The 17,032-nt window shown below is 66.5% G+C and carries 16 protein-coding genes; 11 read left to right on the top strand and 5 right to left on the bottom strand.

Going from position 1 to position 17,032, the window contains the following annotated elements; genetic code table 11:
* Position 1 precedes the first annotated feature (1 nt).
* The 5 genes from accC to OKW26_RS31425 all read right to left on the bottom strand — a co-directional run bounded on the left by accC (position 2) and on the right by OKW26_RS31425 (position 3,928).
* A complete protein-coding gene (accC, locus tag OKW26_RS31445; RefSeq protein WP_090801904.1) occupies positions 2 to 1,366 on the bottom strand; it encodes an acetyl-CoA carboxylase biotin carboxylase subunit in 1,365 nt (454 codons plus the stop codon).
* 116 nt (positions 1,367 to 1,482) lie between these two features.
* Entirely contained in the window at positions 1,483 to 1,956 is a 474-nt protein-coding gene (gene accB / locus OKW26_RS31440) for an acetyl-CoA carboxylase biotin carboxyl carrier protein (protein ID WP_184058519.1), read from the bottom strand.
* 77 nt (positions 1,957 to 2,033) lie between these two features.
* Complete coding sequence (gene aroQ, locus OKW26_RS31435; RefSeq protein ID WP_184058517.1) at positions 2,034 to 2,489, bottom strand: type II 3-dehydroquinate dehydratase; 456 nt, start codon at positions 2,487 to 2,489, stop codon at positions 2,034 to 2,036.
* Positions 2,490 to 2,697: 208 nt separating this feature from the next.
* Positions 2,698 to 3,258, bottom strand: a complete 561-nt coding sequence (locus tag OKW26_RS31430) for a TlpA family protein disulfide reductase (protein WP_429356166.1) — start codon at positions 3,256 to 3,258, stop codon at positions 2,698 to 2,700.
* A gap of 19 nt (positions 3,259 to 3,277) precedes the next feature.
* Entirely contained in the window at positions 3,278 to 3,928 is a 651-nt protein-coding gene (locus tag OKW26_RS31425) for a UDP-N-acetylmuramate--alanine ligase (RefSeq protein ID WP_090801898.1), read from the bottom strand.
* Positions 3,929 to 4,115: 187 nt separating this feature from the next.
* On the opposite strand from OKW26_RS31425, the gene mpl reads away from it, so the two are divergent.
* The 11 genes from mpl to araG all read left to right on the top strand — a co-directional run bounded on the left by mpl (position 4,116) and on the right by araG (position 17,005).
* Positions 4,116 to 5,510: a UDP-N-acetylmuramate:L-alanyl-gamma-D-glutamyl-meso-diaminopimelate ligase gene (gene mpl, locus OKW26_RS31420; RefSeq protein WP_429356165.1), complete on the top strand. Its 1,395-nt coding sequence runs from the start codon at positions 4,116 to 4,118 to the stop codon at positions 5,508 to 5,510.
* Positions 5,507 to 6,121: a YqiA/YcfP family alpha/beta fold hydrolase gene (locus OKW26_RS31415; RefSeq protein ID WP_429356164.1), complete on the top strand. Its 615-nt coding sequence runs from the start codon at positions 5,507 to 5,509 to the stop codon at positions 6,119 to 6,121. The genes mpl and OKW26_RS31415 overlap by 4 nt, the downstream gene beginning before the upstream one ends.
* A 215-nt stretch (positions 6,122 to 6,336) precedes the next feature.
* Positions 6,337 to 8,487 carry a ribonuclease catalytic domain-containing protein gene (locus OKW26_RS31410; RefSeq protein WP_429356163.1) on the top strand — a complete coding sequence of 717 codons (2,151 nt, stop codon included), beginning with the start codon at positions 6,337 to 6,339 and terminating at the stop codon, positions 8,485 to 8,487.
* Positions 8,484 to 9,347, top strand: a complete 864-nt coding sequence (gene aroE / locus OKW26_RS31405) for a shikimate dehydrogenase (RefSeq protein ID WP_429356162.1) — start codon at positions 8,484 to 8,486, stop codon at positions 9,345 to 9,347. Before OKW26_RS31410 ends, aroE begins: the two co-directional genes overlap by 4 nt.
* A 25-nt stretch (positions 9,348 to 9,372) precedes the next feature.
* The gene (gene mtgA, locus OKW26_RS31400; RefSeq protein ID WP_184058505.1) at positions 9,373 to 10,107 is read left to right on the top strand and encodes a monofunctional biosynthetic peptidoglycan transglycosylase; all 735 of its coding nucleotides are present in this window, start codon (positions 9,373 to 9,375) and stop codon (positions 10,105 to 10,107) included.
* Positions 10,108 to 10,470: 363 nt separating this feature from the next.
* Positions 10,471 to 11,499, top strand: coding sequence for an IclR family transcriptional regulator (locus OKW26_RS31395; protein WP_429356161.1), 1,029 nt, complete (start codon positions 10,471 to 10,473; stop codon positions 11,497 to 11,499).
* On the top strand, positions 11,496 to 12,611 hold the full coding sequence (locus OKW26_RS31390; protein WP_429356160.1) for a 2-dehydro-3-deoxygalactonokinase: 1,116 nt from the start codon (positions 11,496 to 11,498) through the stop codon (positions 12,609 to 12,611). The genes OKW26_RS31395 and OKW26_RS31390 overlap by 4 nt, the downstream gene beginning before the upstream one ends.
* A 45-nt stretch (positions 12,612 to 12,656) precedes the next feature.
* The gene (locus OKW26_RS31385; protein ID WP_429356159.1) at positions 12,657 to 13,337 is read left to right on the top strand and encodes a 2-dehydro-3-deoxy-6-phosphogalactonate aldolase; all 681 of its coding nucleotides are present in this window, start codon (positions 12,657 to 12,659) and stop codon (positions 13,335 to 13,337) included.
* Positions 13,334 to 14,122 carry an SDR family oxidoreductase gene (locus OKW26_RS31380; RefSeq protein ID WP_429356158.1) on the top strand — a complete coding sequence of 263 codons (789 nt, stop codon included), beginning with the start codon at positions 13,334 to 13,336 and terminating at the stop codon, positions 14,120 to 14,122. The genes OKW26_RS31385 and OKW26_RS31380 overlap by 4 nt, the downstream gene beginning before the upstream one ends.
* Before the next feature lie 120 nt (positions 14,123 to 14,242).
* Positions 14,243 to 15,241: an arabinose ABC transporter substrate-binding protein gene (locus tag OKW26_RS31375; RefSeq protein ID WP_184058495.1), complete on the top strand. Its 999-nt coding sequence runs from the start codon at positions 14,243 to 14,245 to the stop codon at positions 15,239 to 15,241.
* A gap of 207 nt (positions 15,242 to 15,448) precedes the next feature.
* Positions 15,449 to 17,005, top strand: a complete 1,557-nt coding sequence (araG, locus tag OKW26_RS31370) for an L-arabinose ABC transporter ATP-binding protein AraG (RefSeq protein WP_429356157.1) — start codon at positions 15,449 to 15,451, stop codon at positions 17,003 to 17,005.
* Positions 17,006 to 17,032: the final 27 nt, after the last annotated feature.

Raw genomic sequence — 17,032 nt, 5'->3', positions numbered from 1 at the left:
CTTACGCTTCTTCCGCGACCTGCTGACGCGCGGCCAGCCGGTTTTCGAGGTAGTGGATGCTGGTGCCGCCTTCGACGAACTTCGCGTCGAGCATCAGCTCACGGTGCAGCGGGATGTTGGTCTGAATACCTTCGACCACCATTTCCGACAGCGCGATGCGCATCCGCATGATCGCCTGTTCGCGCGTGGCGCCGTAAGCGATCAGCTTGCCGATCATCGAATCGTAGTTCGGCGGCACGAAATAACCATTGTAGGCGTGCGAATCGACGCGGATGCCGGGACCGCCCGGCATATGCCACGAGGTCAGGCGTCCCGGTGACGGCGTGAACTTGAACGGATCTTCGGCGTTGATCCGGCATTCGATCGCATGGCCGCGGAACTGGATGTCGCGCTGACGGAACGTGAGCTTCTCGCCGGCCGCGATGCGGATCTGTTCCTGCACGATGTCGACACCGGTGATCAGTTCGGTCACCGGATGCTCGACCTGCACGCGCGTGTTCATCTCGATGAAGTAGAACTCGCCGTTCTCATACAGGAACTCGAAGGTACCCGCGCCGAGATAGCCCATCTTCTTGCACGCGTCCGCGCAACGATCGCCGATGCGGTCGATCAGACGGCGCGCGATGCCCGGCGCCGGCGCTTCCTCGATCACCTTCTGGTGACGGCGTTGCATCGAGCAGTCGCGCTCGCCGAGCCACACGGCGTTCTTGAACGAGTCGGCCAGCACCTGGATTTCGATGTGCCGCGGGTTCTCGAGGAATTTCTCCATGTAGACCTGCGGGTTGCCGAACGCGCGGCCGGCTTCCTCGCGGGTCATGATGACCGCGTTGACGAGCGCCGCTTCCGTGTGGACCACGCGCATGCCGCGGCCGCCGCCGCCGCCAGCCGCCTTGATGATGACCGGATAGCCGACCTGGCGGGCGATCTTTACGATCTCCTTCGGATCGTCCGGCAGCGCGCCTTCCGAACCCGGCACGCAAGGCACGCCGGTCTTGATCATGGTCTGCTTGGCCGTGACCTTGTCGCCCATCATGCGGATCGTTTCCGGACGCGGGCCGATGAAGGTAAAGCCGGACTGCTCGACGCGCTCGGCGAAGTCGGCGTTCTCCGACAGGAAGCCGTAGCCGGGGTGGATCGCTTCGGCGTCGGTGACTTCGGCCGCGCTGATCAGCGCGGGCATGTTCAGATAGCTCAGATTCGACGGTGCCGGGCCGATGCAGACCGCCTCGTCGGCGAGCTTCACGTACTTGGCTTCCTTGTCGGCTTCCGAATAGACGACGACCGTCTTGACGCCGAGCTCGCGGCAGGCGCGCTGGATACGAAGCGCGATCTCGCCACGATTGGCAATGAGGATTTTTTCAAACATAGCGGGTTTTCGACTCATCAATGGGCGCCGGGTCGGTCACGACGCCGGCTGCCGCAGAGGATCGGTCGCGCGCCTCGGGACGAGCGGCGCGCGGGCGGCAAATCGTGCGTGCCGCGTTAGCCGACCACGAACAGCGGTTGGCCGTATTCGACCGCCTGGCCGTTTTCGACGAGGATTTCCTTGACCACGCCGGACTTGTCCGACTCGATCTCGTTGAGCAGCTTCATCGCTTCGATGATGCAGATGGTCTGGCCTTCCTTGACCGTGTCACCGACCTGCACGAACGGATCGGCGCCCGGCGACGGCGCGCGGTAGAACGTGCCGACCATCGGCGAGGTAACGACGTGACCCTGCGGCGCGGCGGCGGCCGGCGTGGCCGGAGCGCCCGCGGGGGCTGCCGGTGCTTCGACAGCGCCGAACGGTGCCGGTTGTGCGAATTGCGGTGCGGCGTATGAGACGGACGGTTGGACGTAAACCGGCGGCGCATTCTTGACGATGCGGACCTTGCCTTCGCCCTCGGTCACTTCGAGTTCGGAAATACCGGACTCCGAGACGAGGTCGATCAGAGTTTTGAGTTTACGTAGATCCATCAGGTTGCCCCTTTCAATGCGTAGTGTGCCGGCGTGTACAAGTCGCAGTAGCCGGCTCAAATTGGACGTGTTTGGATTCAGCCGCGCGACGACCCGGCCGCGAGCCGGTCGAGCGCGAATTCGAGCGCGTACAGATACCCCTTCCAGCCGAGGCCGCAAATGACGCCCTCAGCCTGGTCGGAGAAATACGAGTGATGCCGGAACGGTTCGCGGCGATGCACGTTCGACAGATGGATCTCGACGAACGGGATGCCGACCCCCGCCAGTGCGTCGCGAATGGCCACGCTCGTGTGTGTGTACGCGGCGGGATTGATCAGGATGAAATCGGTTTGCTCGGTGCGGGCCGCCTGAATACGGTCGACCAGTGCGCCTTCGTGATTGCTCTGAAACGACGCGAGTTCGACGCCTGCGTCGGCTGCGCGGTCCACCAGCGCCTGATCGATCTGCGGCAGGGTCACGCGACCGTAGACCTCGGGTTCCCGGCTGCCGAGAAGATTGAGGTTGGGTCCGTGCAGTACCAGCAGTCGCGTCATGGTCGCTTCTTTTTCCGTGGAATTGCGCGCACTTTAGCGCTGATTAGAGAAACTTGTCTAGTTTCGCGCGCGTACGCGGCGACGGCCGGCGCGGGCCGCGGCGCAGCCTTGGGTCCAACTTCACTCAAATTCGGGAATTATCCGTGTATTTTTGCTCGTTCTGCACGGAATCGCATGCCAAAAAGCGCAGCGTGGGAAATCGGGGAATTTACAGCGCGTCGAGCGTCTGACGCAGCGCCGTCGGGTCGATCTGGCCCAATTTTGTCGAGCGGATGTTGCCTTTTGCGTCGATCACGACGGTAAACGGCAAACCGCCCGCATTGTTGCCGAACGCGCGCGCGAGGTCGGCGCCGCCGAAGCCGGTCACGTAGACGGGGTACGCGACCTTGACCTTCTGCAGGAAGGTCTGGATGTTCTTTTCCGAGTCGACGCCGAGGCCGACGAACTGGACGCCTTTCTTCGCGTACTCGCGCTGGATCTGCGACAGCGCCGGCATTTCCTCGACGCACGGAGCGCACCACGACGCCCAGAAGTTGACGACGATCGGGTGGCCCTTGAGCAGGCTCAGCGACTGCGGTTTGCCGTCGACGTTCGTGACCGGCGCGCTCCACAGTTGCTGCACGGGACTCGCAGAGGTGGCAGGCTGCGCTCCGGCCTGCGCCGCGTACGCGACGTCGGAACCGCGATTGAGCCAGTGATTGGCCAGTACGCCGCCGCCCGCGGCAATCAGCGCAACGACCGCGCCCGCCAGCATACGTCTCGTGTTCATCGTGCTCCGTTCTGTCTGATCAATTGGTGAAGGACGGCACTTCGTCGCCGTCGAGCAGCGCCTGCACCGCCGGCAAATTGGCCCGCGCCGTGCGGCCGCGCGCGTCGGCGCGTACCGCGCCACGCAGGTCGTCGGTTTCGTACAGCGCGACGTGGATGCCGACCGGCTCGGCGTTGCGCTCGCCCGCGGGGCGCCACAGAAAGCTCAGCGTCTCCACGTAGCCGCGGCCCGCGAAGTGGCGCGTTTCCGACACGTCGTACTGGATGTTTGCATTGAGCATGTAGATCGCGACTTCCTTCGGGTTGTCGCAAAACACCTGCAGATGCACATCCGAATGCTCGCCGGCCGTACCGCCGAGCACCGCGCCCGTCAGATACGGATTGAACGGCGCGAGCCGCTCCATCCAGTCGACCGCGATCATGCGCAGGCGCCGCAGCAGCGCCGGCTGGCTGTCGCTCTGGAACAGCGACTGATATTCGCGGATTTCTTCTTCGATCTGATCGTTGTCCGGCAGCCATTCGCCGGCAACACGAGTCTCGCCGACGACTTGCCGGGCCGCCTTGCGCTTCGCGCTGGCGTAATCCAGGCCGTCTTCGGCAATCAGGCGTGCCGCCGCGATTGCGATTTCCTCGCGCACGCGCTGCGGGTCGAAATGTGATTTGCGGACCATCCTTGCATGATACTCGATCGAGCCTGCGACGCGGTTCGGCGGCCCGCACGGGGCGGCGCCGGGCGTGGCCGGCAGGGGGCAGCGCGCGTCGCGTCGGTTACAATAGCGTCCTTTGCAGACGGTCGTTCCGACCGTCCTGTGGCTCTCTCATCCCTCGCAAGAAACGCCCCCGCGGCACGACAGGCTTATGCATATCCACATCCTCGGCATCTGCGGCACCTTCATGGGCGGTCTCGCGGTGCTCGCGCGCAATGCGGGCCACACGGTGACCGGCTGCGACGCCGGCGTCTATCCGCCGATGAGCACGCAGCTCGAGGCGCAAGGCATCGGTCTGATCGAGGGTTATGACGCGGACCAACTGAACGGCCTGAACGCGGATCTATTCGTGATCGGCAACGTGGTCACGCGCGGCAACCCGCTGATGGAAGCGATTCTGGACCGCGGCCTGCCGTACGTGTCCGGTCCGCAGTGGCTCGGCGAGCACGTGCTGAACGGCAAATGGGTGCTGGCCGTGGCCGGCACGCACGGCAAGACCACCACGAGCTCGATGCTGACCTGGCTGCTCGAAGACGCGGGCCTGAACCCCGGCTTCCTGATCGGCGGTGTGCCGCTCAATTTCGGCGTGTCGGCGCGGCTCACCGATTCGAGCTTCTTCGTGATCGAAGCCGACGAATACGACACCGCGTTCTTCGACAAACGCTCGAAGTTCGTCCATTACCGCCCGAAAACGGCGGTGCTGAACAATCTCGAATTCGATCACGCCGACATCTTCCCTGATCTCGCCGCGATCGAAACGCAGTTCCATCATCTGATCCGCACGGTGCCACGCTTGGGCCGCATCGTCACGAACGGTCGCGAGGACGCGCTCGAGCGCGTACTGACGCGCGGCTGCTGGAGCGAGGTCGAGCGCTTCGGCGTCCAGGGCGGCTGGGAGATCCAGGCGGCGGAGCAGGGCGTGCCCGTCGACGAACGCTTCGCCGTCTATCACAACGGCGAGCGCGTCGGCGTGGTCGACTGGCGGGTGCAGGGCGAGCATAACCGCCTGAACGCGCTCGCCGCGATCGCCGCCGCGCGCCATGTCGGCGTGCCGCCCGCGCAGGCCGCGAAGTCGCTGTCCGGCTTTCGCAACGTGAAGCGCCGCATGGAAGTGCGTGGCAGCGTCGAGGGTGTGACCGTGTACGACGACTTCGCGCATCACCCCACCGCGATCGAGACGACGGTGGCCGGCCTGCGCGCGCGGGTCGGCCGCGACAACACGCGAATCCTTGCGGTGCTGGAACCACGCTCGAACACGATGAAGCTCGGCATGATGAAAGCGCAACTGCCGGCGAGCCTCGCCGACGCCGATCTCGTGTTCGGCTACGGCGCGCCGAGCGGGCGCGACGCGCTCGGCTGGAACCTCGGCGAAGCGCTCGCGCCGCTCGACGGCAAGGCGCAGGCGTTCGACAACCTCGACGCGCTCGTGAAGGCGGTGGTCCGCGCGGCGCGCCCCGGCGACCAGATTCTGGTGATGAGCAACGGCGGCTTCGGCGGGGTGCATCAGAAACTGCTCGACGGTCTTTCGACGCGAGGCGTGTCGTGATTCTGTATCTGCACGGTTTCCGTTCGTCGCCGAATTCGTTCAAGGCGCGCCTGCTCGCGGCGCGTCTCGCCGAGCTGGGCCGCGCCGACGAGTGGTGCTGCCCGATGCTGCCGGTGTCGCCGTTCGAAACCGTGGCGCTCGCCGAATCGCTGGTCGCCGACGCGCGCGCGAAGGGCGATGCGCGGCAGGTGACCGTGATCGGCAGTTCGCTCGGCGGCTACTTCGCCACCCATCTGGCCGAGAAACACGGCTGGCCGGCCGTGCTGCTGAACCCGGCGGTCGTGCCGCAGCGCGACCTGAGCGCGTATCTCGGCGAGCAGCCGTTGTGGCACGGTGGCGGCAGCATCGTCGTCGAGCCGCATCATCTGGATGAATTGCGCGCGCTCGGCGTGGCGTCGATCACGCAGCCCGAACGCTATTATTTGATGGCAGCCACCGGCGACGAAGTGCTCGACTACCGCGAAATGCTCGCGCACTATCCGGGCGCGCGCACCACGCTGATCGAGGGCAGCGACCACGCGATCAGCGAGTTCGCGCAGTATCTCGGCGACGTGCTGGCCTTTTGCGACGCCGAACATGTCGAGCCGCCGGTGCCGCGCGCAGCGGCCTGACGGCACGCAAGGGCGGCGGCACCGAACCCTGCCAGGACGTCAATTAGAAAGACACACCGACCGCCACCGCTGGTCGCAAGATTCAACCCGCTGGCACGCGCAGTGCGCGCCGCGGATTCACTATCACGAACAGGTTGCCGTGCCGCGCATGCAGTGATCGACCGCCACAGGGCGTCGGGCGCGACGGCAGACGCAAGTCAGAACGAGAGTATTGAGTGAACGTCTTCTTCGAGGAATCGGGCAGTTTCAAGGCCGGCAGCGTGCTGTCGCGCCAGGGCGACGCGTTTCAGGTCGAGTTGCCGGGCGGGCGGCGCGCGAAGGTGCGCGCGAAGGATGTGCTGATCGAGTTCGAGAAGCCCACCGCGGCCGAACTGATGCAGCAGGCCGACGCGTTGGCGCAAGAGATCGATCTGGACTTCCTGTGGGAATGCGCGCCGGACGATGAGTTCCCGTTCGCGACGCTGGGCGCCGAGTACTTCGGCGCGAGCTTCGGCGCGATCGAGCGCGCGGCGCTGGTGCTGCGCATGCACGGCTCGCCGGTGTACTTCCGCCGCAAGGGCCGCGGCATGTACCAGCGCGCGCCGCAAGAGCAGCTGAAGATGGCGCTCGCGGGCCTCGAGCGCAAGCGTCAGCAGGCGCTCGTGCAGGCGCAGTACGAGGAAGAGCTGAAGGCAGGCCGCCTGCCTGAAGCGTTCGCGGGCGGCAAGGGGCTCGCGCTCTTGACGAAGCCCGACAAGAACACGATCGAGTACAAGGCGCTCGAGGGCGCCGCGGCCGCGCGCGGCATCTCGCAGGCGCGGCTGATGCTCGAATGCGGCGCGATCGCGTCGCCGCGCGCGCTGCACGAAGCGAAATTCCTGTCCGAGTTCTTCCCGCACGGCACCGGCTTCCCGTCCGTCGCGGCCGCGAACGTGCCCGACGATCTGCCGCAGGCGGACGTCGAAGCGTTCTCGATCGACGACATCACCACGACCGAAATCGACGACGCGTTCTCGGTCGAGCATCTGGCCGACGGCCGTGTGCGCATCGGCGTGCACATCGCCGCGCCGGCGCTCGGCATCCAGCGTGGCGACGAAGTCGATGCGATTGCGCGCGCGCGTCTGTCGACGGTCTACATGCCCGGCGACAAGATCACGATGCTGCCCGACAGCGTCGTCGACACCTTCACGCTTGCCGAGGGTGGGTATCGGCCGGCGCTGTCGCTGTACGTGATCGTCAATCGCGAGACGCAGGAGATCGTCGCGAGCGAAACGCGCGCCGAGCGCGTGTTCGTGAAGAACAATCTGCGCCACAACACGCTCGACGAAATCGTCACCGAGAAGGCGCTCGCCGAGGGCACCGGCGAGTATCCGCACAAGGACGATATCGCCGTGCTGTGGCCGTTCGCGCAAGCGCTGTTCGAAAAGCGCCAGACCGCGCGCGCCGGCTACGGCCTGCGCCGCGAAGTGCAGCGCAATACCGACTTCAATTTCTACGTCGACGGCGAGCATGTCACGATTACGCCGCGCCGGCGCGGCTCGCCGCTCGACACGATCGTCGCCGAGCTGGCGATTCTCGCGAACTCGTCGTGGGGCGGGTTCCTGCACGATCACGGCGTGCCGGGCATCTATCGCACGCAGCGCGCGTTCGGCGTGCCGAGCGGCCCGAAGCGCACGCGCATGCAGACCAACGCCGCGCCGCACGAAGGGCTCGGCGTCACGCAGTACGCGTGGAGCACGTCGCCGCTGCGCCGCTACGTCGACCTCGTGAATCAGTGGCAGCTGATCGCGTGCGTGCAGCATGGCGTGACCGCCAAGCTCGCCGCGCCGTTCAAGCCGAAGGACGCCGATCTGTTCGCGGTCGTGCAAGGCTTCGACGACACCTACACCGCGTACGCCGACTATCAGCGTCGCATGGAGTACTTCTGGTGTCTGCGCTGGCTCACCCAGGAAAACCGCAAGCAGGTGGTCGCGTCGGTCGTGAAGGGCGATCTCGTGCGTCTCGAGGAAATTCCGCTGCTGCTGCACGTGCCGGGCCTCGGCGTGCATGCGCGCGGCACGCGTTTGCAGATGGAAGTCATGTCGATCGATGAACTGACGATCGAAGCGTCGGTGCGTCTGTTGCACGTGCTCGATGCACCGACCGTGACGAGCGGCGCCGAAGCCGAAGAAGGCGAGGACGAGAGCGAGGAAGAGTTGCTCGACGCATCCGATGACAGCGCCGAAAGCGAAGCCGAAGCTGAAGCGGAAGCCGAAGCCGAAGCCGAAGGCGAAGGCGGCAATCCCAACGACAACCCCAGCGCAGACGAATCCGCGGCGACCGGCGACGGCAACGACGCCGCGAACAACGCCGACCGCGACCAACACGTCACGGAGCCGGGACGATGAGCGGCAACCCAACGCGCGAGCGCTACGCGGTCATCGGCAACCCCGTCGGGCATAGCAAGTCGCCGTTCATCCACGGCCGCTTCGCCGCGCAAACCGGCGAGCCGGTCGAGTACGGTCATCTGCTCGCGCCGCTCGACGCGTTCGTGCCGCACGTGCGCGCGTTCATCGAAGCGGGCGGACGCGGCCTGAACGTGACGGTGCCGTTCAAGCTCGACGCGCATGCATTCGCGAATACGCTGTCGCCGCGCGCGGCGGCGGCGGGTGCGGTGAACACGCTGCGGGTCGACGCCGACGGCATCTACGGCGACAACACTGACGGCTTCGGCCTCGTGCGCGACATCGAGGTGAATCTCGGCGTGTCGCTGAAGGGCGCGCGCATCCTGCTGCTCGGCGCGGGCGGGGCCGCGCGCGGTGTCGTGCTGCCGATGCTCGAGCGCGCACCGCATACGCTGACGATCGTCAATCGCACGGCGCAGAAGGCCGAAACGCTGGTCGACCAGTTCGCGCAGGCTGCCAGCGGCGCGCACTGCCGTCTGACCGGCGGCAGCGCCCGCGCGATCGAAGCGGGCCAGTACGACGTGATCGTCAACGCGACCGCGGGCAGCCTCGATGCGTCGCTGCCCGAGTGCGACGATCGCGCGTTCGGCAACGGCACGCTCGCCTACGACATGATGTACGGCGCGCATCCGACCATCTTCATGCAGCACGCGGCGAAACTCGGCGCGCGCGGCGCCGACGGACTCGGCATGCTGGTCGAGCAGGCCGCCGAATCGTTCTATGTGTGGCGCGGCGTGCGTCCGGACAGTGCGCCGGTGCTCGCCGAATTGCGCGCGCTGCTGACGGCGCCGTCGCCCGCGTAACGTCGGCGCGCGGATAGCACGCACCATGACAGCGACGCGGCGCGCCAGCGGTTCGCGCGGCCAGTCCGGCCCGCTGCGCTGGCTCGCCTGGTTGACCGCGGTCGTGGCCATCGCCTGGCTCGCGACGCAGGCGTACTACTTCGCGCAGATCGCAATCTGGAACGTCGTCAATCCGCGTTCGACCGCGTTCATGCGCTCGGACGCATGGCGTCTGTCGCAGGACCGGCCGGATCTGTCGGTGCAGCGTACGTGGGTCCCGTACGAGCAGATTTCGCGCAACCTGAAGCGCGCGATCATCGCGTCCGAAGACGCGAACTTCGTCAACAACAAAGGCTACGAAACCGACGCGATCCTGCAGGCGTGGGAGCGCAACAAGGCGCAAGGCCGGATCGTGCGCGGCGGCTCGACGATCTCGCAGCAGCTTGCGCGCAACCTGTTTCTGTCGCGCGAGAAAAGCTATATCCGCAAAGGCCAGGAGCTGATCATCACGTGGATGCTCGAAACGCTGATGGACAAGCAGCGCATCTTCGAGATCTATCTGAACTCGGTCGAATGGGGCAGCGGCGTGTACGGCGCCGAGGCGGCCGCGCAGTACTACTTCAAGACCTCGGCAAGCAAGCTCACGGCCGCGCAGTCGGCGCGGCTCGCGGTGATGCTGCCACGCCCCAGGTATTTCGATGAACACAGGAATTCGGCGTATCTCACGCAACGCGCGCGCGTGATTGCGCGGCGGATGGGCGCGGCTGAATTGCCGGATTGAAAGAGCCCTCGATCCCGTTGTCCTGCTTCGAAGCCCGCCTCGCGCGGGCTTTTTTGCCTCAGCAGACCGCGACCGCGACAGTTCGCTAAACACTCGATCGCCCACTAAAATCTCACTATATGGACTCAACATTCACATATTGGTGATTCTCAAAAGTCGCCCTACAATCCAAGCCAACATGCATCGCGAGTCGGCGCCCCAGCGCGCCGAAACAGCGAACAGCGACAGAAAAAAACCGGAGACGAGACCGACCATGTCTGGCAGCCAACCACAGCAGCCGCGCGAGCGCGGCGCCGCACCCGTTCCCGCCCTGTTCTCCGGCCCCGCGCGCTAAGCGCAGAAACCATCCGAAGGCGAATCGCCATGAACAAAGCGATGCCCACTCCCGCCGCCAGCGCGGCCGAGGCCGCGCAGGGCTCGAACGGCGGGCCGAACAGCGCCGCGAATCCGGCGCTGAATTCCGCGCCGCGCGAGGCTTCAGCCGTCACCGCCAATGTCGCCGCCAATGCGTCCGCTACCGCGAGGGCGTCGCGCCCGGTGGCGCGCGCGGCGACCGTCGACGGTCTCGGGCTGCCGGTCACGCTGCTGGAAATCACGCCGCAGCAGGCCGGCACGCAGACGCTGTTGCGCGGCCTTGCGATTCTCGAGGCAGCCGCGGCCGGTGTGCGCGATCTGCGCAGCTTCGGCGCCGCGCTCGGCACGACCCGCAGCACCACGCACCGGCTCGTCAGCAGCCTCGTGCAGGCGCGCTATCTGCGCCAGGTGCAGGGCGGCTATCTGCTCGGGCCGAAGCTGATCGAGCTCGGCACGATCGCGCTCGAACAGATGCCGCTGACGGCCGTCGCGCGTGCGCACCTCGAGTCGCTGGCCGAGCAGACGCTCGACACGATCCACCTCGGCGTGCGCGACGGCGACGACGTGCTGTACATCGACAAGATCCCCGGCACGCGCGGCCTCGAAATGCGCTCGCGCGTCGGCCATCGGATGCCGCTCGCGTCGACCGGCATCGGCAAGGCGATGATGCTCGACCTCGCGCCGGACGCATGGCAGTCGCTGTTCGACGCGTCGCGCCGCGCGCTCGCAGGCGTCAGCTTCAAGCCGGACAACCGCCCCGATGCGCCGACCTTCCTGCAGCGCATGACGAACTACGCGGCCGGCGGCTACACGTTCGATCTCGAAGAGAACGAAGCGGCGATCCGTTGCGTCGCGGCGCCGGTGCGCGATGCGTCGGGCGCGATCGTCGCGGCGTTGTCGGTGGCCAGCACGATTCCCTATATGCCGCTCGAACGGATGGACGAACTGATTCCGGTCGTGCAGCGCGAGGCGCGCGCGATTTCGGAAGAACTCGGTTGGCGCGCACCGCGACCGGCCACGCGCAGGATCAAGCGATGAAACAAGCGGGCACCGCCACGCCGGCGAACCACCGGGCGCCCGCCGCGCCCACCTCGGGCGTGAAGCCGGACGCGACCGCCGCCGCCGATACCGCCGCCGTCGATTTCACGCACGCCGCGCTGATCGCGCTCGACTGGGGCACGACGTCGCTGCGCGCCTATCTGTTCGACGCGCACGGTCGCGTGCTGGCGATGCGCGCATCGACGGCCGGCATCATGAATCTGCCGCGTAGCGCGGCCGAGGGCGGCTTCGACGCCGCGTTCGACGACGCCTGCGGCGCATGGCTCGACCATGCGCGCGGCGTGCCGGTGATCGCGGCGGGGATGGTCGGCAGCGCGCAGGGCTGGCTCGAAGCGCCGTATGTCGAGACACCCGCGAACGCCGATGCGCTGGTGGCCGGTATCGTCCGCGTGCAGACCGCGCGCGGCGCGACGCTGCATATCGTGCCGGGCGTGCTGCAACGCGGTGAATTGCCGAACGTGATGCGCGGCGAGGAGACGCAAATTTTCGGCGCGCTCAGCGCGGACGCGGACGGCGCGCACGACGCGAACTCGGTCGACAGCAACACCCGCTCGCTGATCGGCCTGCCCGGCACGCACGCGAAATGGGCGGTCGTGCAGGCGGAGCGCATCGAGCGTTTTCATACGTTCATGACCGGCGAGGTGTTCGCCGCGCTGCGCGAGCACACGATTCTCGGCCGCACGATGGTCACGCCCGATCGCCCGGATACCGAAGCATTTCTGCGCGGCGTGAACATCGCGCGCGAGCAGGGCCAGGCAGGCGTGCTCGCGACCGTGTTCAGCACGCGCACGCTCGGCTTGACCGGCGCGCTGTCGAGCGAGGCACAGCCGGACTATCTGTCGGGCCTGCTGATCGGGCACGAACTCGCCGGCCTCGAAGCGGTACTCGCGCAGCAAGGCAGCTCGCTCGCGCAGCAGAGTCTGCGGCTGATCGGCAACGACGCGCTGTGCGAGCGCTACCGCCTCGCGCTCGCGCAATTCGGCTGTCTGCGCGCGGAGCCGGTCAGGCATGCAACCGAACGCGGCCTGTGGCGCGTCGCCGTCGAAGCGGGGCTCGTCCGGCCGTCCGCCCAGGCGGCGCGCGCAGGCTGACCGGCGGCAGAGCCCTTTACGACGCTCACGAAACAAGGAACCGACATGCAACCACACATCAATCTGCCCGCACCGTACATGCCGCACGCGGGTCTGATCGCCGCGTTCGAAGCCTGTCCGCTGATCGCGATCCTGCGCGGCGTCACGCCCGCCGACGCGGCCGATCACGGTCAGGCCCTGTACGAAGCCGGTTTTCGCATCGTCGAAGTACCGCTCAATTCGCCGCAGCCGTTCGACAGCATCTCGGCGATCCGCAAGGTGCTGCCGGCCGACGCGATCGTCGGCGCGGGCACGGTGCTGCATCCGCTGTTCGTGGACGACGTGAAGGCCGCGGGCGGCGAACTCATCGTGATGCCGCACAGCGATCCGGAAGTCGTGATCGCCGCGAAGGCGCGGGGCCTCGCCTGCGCGCCCGGCGTCGCGACGCCGACCGAGGCGTTCATCGCGCTGAAGAACGGCGCGGACGTGCTGAAGATGTTCCCCGCCGAGCAACTCGGCTGCCAGGTCGTCAAGGCATGGCGCGCGGTGATCGCCGCGCAGGTGCCGCTCGTGCCGGTCGGCGGCGTCACGCCCGACAACATGGGGCCGTTCCTGAGCGCCGGCGCGAACGGTTTCGGCCTCGGCTCGGCGCTGTACAAGCCGGGCCAGAGCGCGGCGGTGACCGCGTCGCATGCGAAGGCGTTCATCAACGGTTTGCGGATCGCCCGCGCGGGCGCGAAGAAATGAACCGGCTCGCCGGCAAAGCCGCTCTCGTGACGGGCGCTGGGCGCGGCATAGGCGCGGCGATCGCGCTGGCGTTCGCGCGCGAGGGCGCGGCAGTCGTGCTGGCGGAACTCGACCTCGACCTGGCGCAGCGCACGGCCGCGCAGATCGAGGCGGAAGTTGGCACCGGCGCCGGCGCGCGCGTGCTCGCGGTGCGGACCGACGTGACGCAACCGGCGTCGCTGCAGCATGCGGTCGGCGAAGGCGAACGCGCGTTCGGCGCGCTCGACATCCTCGTCAACAACGCGGGCATCAACGTGTTCTGCGATCCGCTGACGATGACCGACGCCGACTGGCGGCGCTGCTTCGCGGTCGATCTCGACGGCGTGTGGAACGGCTGTCGCGCGGTGCTGCCGGGCATGGTCGAGCGTGGCGCGGGCAGCATCGTGAACATCGCGTCGACGCACGCGTTCAAGATCATTCCGGGCTGCTTTCCGTACCCGGTCGCGAAGCATGGCGTGATTGGCCTCACGCGCGCGCTCGGCATCGAGTACGCGCCGCGCAACGTGCGCGTGAACGCGATCGCGCCGGGCTACATCGAAACGCAGCTGACGCACGACTGGTGGAACGAGCAGTCCGATCCGGCCGCCGCGCAGCAGGCGACACTCGATCTGCAGCCGATGAAGCGCATCGGCCGCCCGGAGGAGGTGGCGATGACCGCGGTGTTCCTCGCGTCGGACGAAGCGCCGTTCATCAACGCGAGCTGCATCACTGTCGATGGCGGACGCTCGGCGCTGTATCACGACTGAATTCGCATCGCGAAGAGATGCACAGAACACCGGACGACGCGCTGGCCGCGTGTGTCAGACCGGTACAAGAAGACGCGGCCGATTACCTTCTCGTTATCAATTAGTCAGGAGACACGCATTATGAAACGCAGAATTTTCCTCACGCTGGCAGCGGCGGCGGCGGGTGTGCTCTTCAACGCACCGGTCGTACAGGCTGCCGATACGGTCAAGATCGGCTTCCTCGTGAAGCAGCCGGAAGAGCCCTGGTTCCAGGACGAATGGAAGTTCGCCGAGATCGCCGCCAAGCAGAAGGGCTTCACGCTCGTGAAGATCGGCGCGCCGTCGGGCGAGAAGGTAATGAGCGCGATCGATAACCTCGCCGCGCAGAAGGCACAGGGCTTCGTGATCTGCACGCCCGACGTCAAGCTCGGGCCGGGCATCGTCGCGAAGGCGAAGGCGGACGGCCTGAAGATGATGACGGTCGACGACCGCCTCGTCGACGGCGCGGGCAAGCCGATCGAAGCGGTGCCGCACATGGGCATCTCGGCGTATAACATCGGCAAGCAGGTCGGCGACGGCATCGCGGCTGAAATCAAGAAGCGCGGCTGGGACATGAAGGACGTCGGCGCGATCGACGTGACCTACGAGCAGTTGCCGACCGCGCATGACCGCACCACCGGCGCAACCGACGCGCTGGTCGCCGCGGGCTTCCCGAAAGCGAACATCGTCACCGCGCCGCAGGCGAAGACCGACACGGAAAACGCGTTCAACGCCGCCAACATCGCGCTGACGAAGAACCCGCAGTTCAAGCACTGGGTCGCTTACGCGCTGAACGACGAAGGCGTGCTCGGCGCGGTGCGCGCGGCGGAAGGCCGTGGCTTCAAGGCCGACAACATGATCGGCATCGGCATCGGCGGTTCGGAGTCCGCGATGAACGAGTTCAAGAAGCCGCAGCCGACGGGCTTCTACGGCACCGTGATCATCAGCCCGAAGCGCCACGGCGAGGAAACCTCGGAACTGATGTACGCGTGGATCACGCAGGGCAAGGAACCGCCGCTGCTGACGCTGACGACCGGCATGCTGGCGACGCGCGACAACGTCGGCGAAGTGCGCGAGAAGATGGGCCTCGCGTCGAAGTAATCGCAACACTTGCGGTGGTATGAAGTACACCGCCGGCGCGTCGCTTTCCCTGCCTGGCGCAGGAGACGGCGCGCCGGCGGCGAGAGACGATCTGCGGTAGACAGACGGACCGCGCGCGAAACGCGTACGGTCAACATGAAGCAGCAATATCTTGCATGGCACCGGAGTAAGCGCTAAAGCGCTAACTCCGGTCGACAAGGAGGCGAAGTGTCAGCGACGCTACGTTTTGACAATATCGGCAAGGTTTTTCCAGGCGTGCGTGCGCTCGACGGCGTGTCCTTCGACGTCAACGTCGGCCAGGTGCACGGCCTGATGGGCGAAAACGGCGCGGGAAAATCGACGCTGCTGAAAATTCTCGGCGGCGAGTATCAGCCCGATTCGGGCCGCATGATGATCGACGGCAACGAGGTGCGCTTTCCGAGCGCGGCCGCGTCGATCGGTGCCGGCATCGCGGTGATTCACCAGGAACTGCAGTACGTGCCCGACCTCACGGTCGCGGAAAATCTGCTGCTCGGCCAACTGCCCAATGCGCTCGGCTGGGTCAACAAGCGCGAGGCGAAGCGCTTCGTGCGCGAGCGGCTCGCAGCGATGGGCGTCGCGCTCGATCCGAACGCGAAGCTGCGCAAGCTGTCGATCGCGCAACGGCAGATGGTCGAAATCTGCAAGGCGCTGATGCGCAACGCGCGCGTGATCGCGCTCGACGAGCCGACCAGCTCGCTGTCGCACCGCGAGACCGAGGTGCTGTTCAAGCTGGTGCGCGATTTGCGCGCCGACAACCGCGCGATGATCTACATCTCGCATCGGATGGATGAGATCTACGAGCTGTGCGACGCGTGCACGATCTTCCGCGACGGCCGCAAGGTCGCGTCGCATCCGACGCTAGAAGGCGTGTCGCGCGACACGATCGTCAGCGAGATGGTCGGGCGCGAAATTTCGGACATCTATAGCTATTCGGCGCGGCCGCTCGGTGAAGTGCGCTTCGCGGCGAAGGCGATCGAAGGTCATCCGCTCGCGCAGCCGGCGAGCTTCGAGGTGCGGCGCGGCGAGATCGTCGGCTTCTTCGGACTCGTCGGCGCGGGCCGCAGCGAGCTGATGCATCTGGTGTACGGCGCCGAGCATCGCAAGGGCGGCGAACTCATACTCGACGGCAAGCCGATCAAGGTGCGCAGCGCGGGCGAGGCGATTAAGCACGGCATCGTGCTGTGTCCCGAGGATCGCAAGGAAGAGGGCATCGTCGCGATGGCGAGCGTCGCGGAGAACATCAACATCAGCTGCCGCCGTCACTATCTGCGCGCGGGCGTGTTTCTCGATCGCAAGAAGGAGGCGCAGACGGCGGATCGTTTCATCAAGCTGCTGAAGATCAAGACGCCGCATCGGCGGCAGAAGATCCGCTTCCTGTCGGGCGGCAACCAGCAGAAGGCGATTCTGTCGCGCTGGCTCGCCGAGCCCGATCTGAAAGTCGTGATTCTCGACGAACCGACTCGCGGCATCGACGTCGGCGCGAAACACGAGATCTATAACGTGATCTATCAGCTCGCGGAGCGCGGCTGCGCGATCGTGATGATTTCGTCGGAATTGCCGGAAGTGCTCGGCGTGTCCGACCGGATCGTCGTGATGCGCCAAGGCCGCATTTCCGGCGAGCTCGCGCGCAAGGACGCGACCGAACAGTCGGTGCTGAGCCTCGCGCTGCCGCAAAGCTCGACCGCGCTGCCTGAAAACGCGAACGCCAACGCCGCCAACCAGAGCGCGTCGCGCGCGGCCTGAACCTTATCCGGACGCGAGTCCGCAACC

Origin of the sequence: Paraburkholderia sp. 32 (genome assembly GCF_050435345.1) — a bacterium.
GTDB classification, from domain to species: domain Bacteria; phylum Pseudomonadota; class Gammaproteobacteria; order Burkholderiales; family Burkholderiaceae; genus Paraburkholderia; species Paraburkholderia tuberum.
The sequence above is the reverse complement of the archived record's forward strand: the minus strand, read 5'-3'. Positions and strand labels throughout refer to the sequence as shown.

Excerpts from the sequence above, each read along its gene's own strand:
- accC (WP_090801904.1), bottom strand. The coding sequence starts at position 1,366 with ATGTTTGAAAAAATCCTCATTGCCAATCGTGGCGAGATCGCGCTTCGT.
- accB (WP_184058519.1), bottom strand. The coding sequence starts at position 1,956 with ATGGATCTACGTAAACTCAAAACTCTGATCGACCTCGTCTCGGAGTCC.
- aroQ (WP_184058517.1), bottom strand. The coding sequence starts at position 2,489 with ATGACGCGACTGCTGGTACTGCACGGACCCAACCTCAATCTTCTCGGC.
- OKW26_RS31430 (WP_429356166.1), bottom strand. The coding sequence starts at position 3,258 with ATGAACACGAGACGTATGCTGGCGGGCGCGGTCGTTGCGCTGATTGCC.
- OKW26_RS31425 (WP_090801898.1), bottom strand. The coding sequence starts at position 3,928 with ATGGTCCGCAAATCACATTTCGACCCGCAGCGCGTGCGCGAGGAAATC.
- mpl (WP_429356165.1), top strand. The coding sequence starts at position 4,116 with ATGCATATCCACATCCTCGGCATCTGCGGCACCTTCATGGGCGGTCTC.
- aroE (WP_429356162.1), top strand. The coding sequence starts at position 8,484 with ATGAGCGGCAACCCAACGCGCGAGCGCTACGCGGTCATCGGCAACCCC.
- mtgA (WP_184058505.1), top strand. The coding sequence starts at position 9,373 with ATGACAGCGACGCGGCGCGCCAGCGGTTCGCGCGGCCAGTCCGGCCCG.
- OKW26_RS31395 (WP_429356161.1), top strand. The coding sequence starts at position 10,471 with ATGAACAAAGCGATGCCCACTCCCGCCGCCAGCGCGGCCGAGGCCGCG.
- OKW26_RS31390 (WP_429356160.1), top strand. The coding sequence starts at position 11,496 with ATGAAACAAGCGGGCACCGCCACGCCGGCGAACCACCGGGCGCCCGCC.
- OKW26_RS31385 (WP_429356159.1), top strand. The coding sequence starts at position 12,657 with ATGCAACCACACATCAATCTGCCCGCACCGTACATGCCGCACGCGGGT.
- OKW26_RS31380 (WP_429356158.1), top strand. The coding sequence starts at position 13,334 with ATGAACCGGCTCGCCGGCAAAGCCGCTCTCGTGACGGGCGCTGGGCGC.
- OKW26_RS31375 (WP_184058495.1), top strand. The coding sequence starts at position 14,243 with ATGAAACGCAGAATTTTCCTCACGCTGGCAGCGGCGGCGGCGGGTGTG.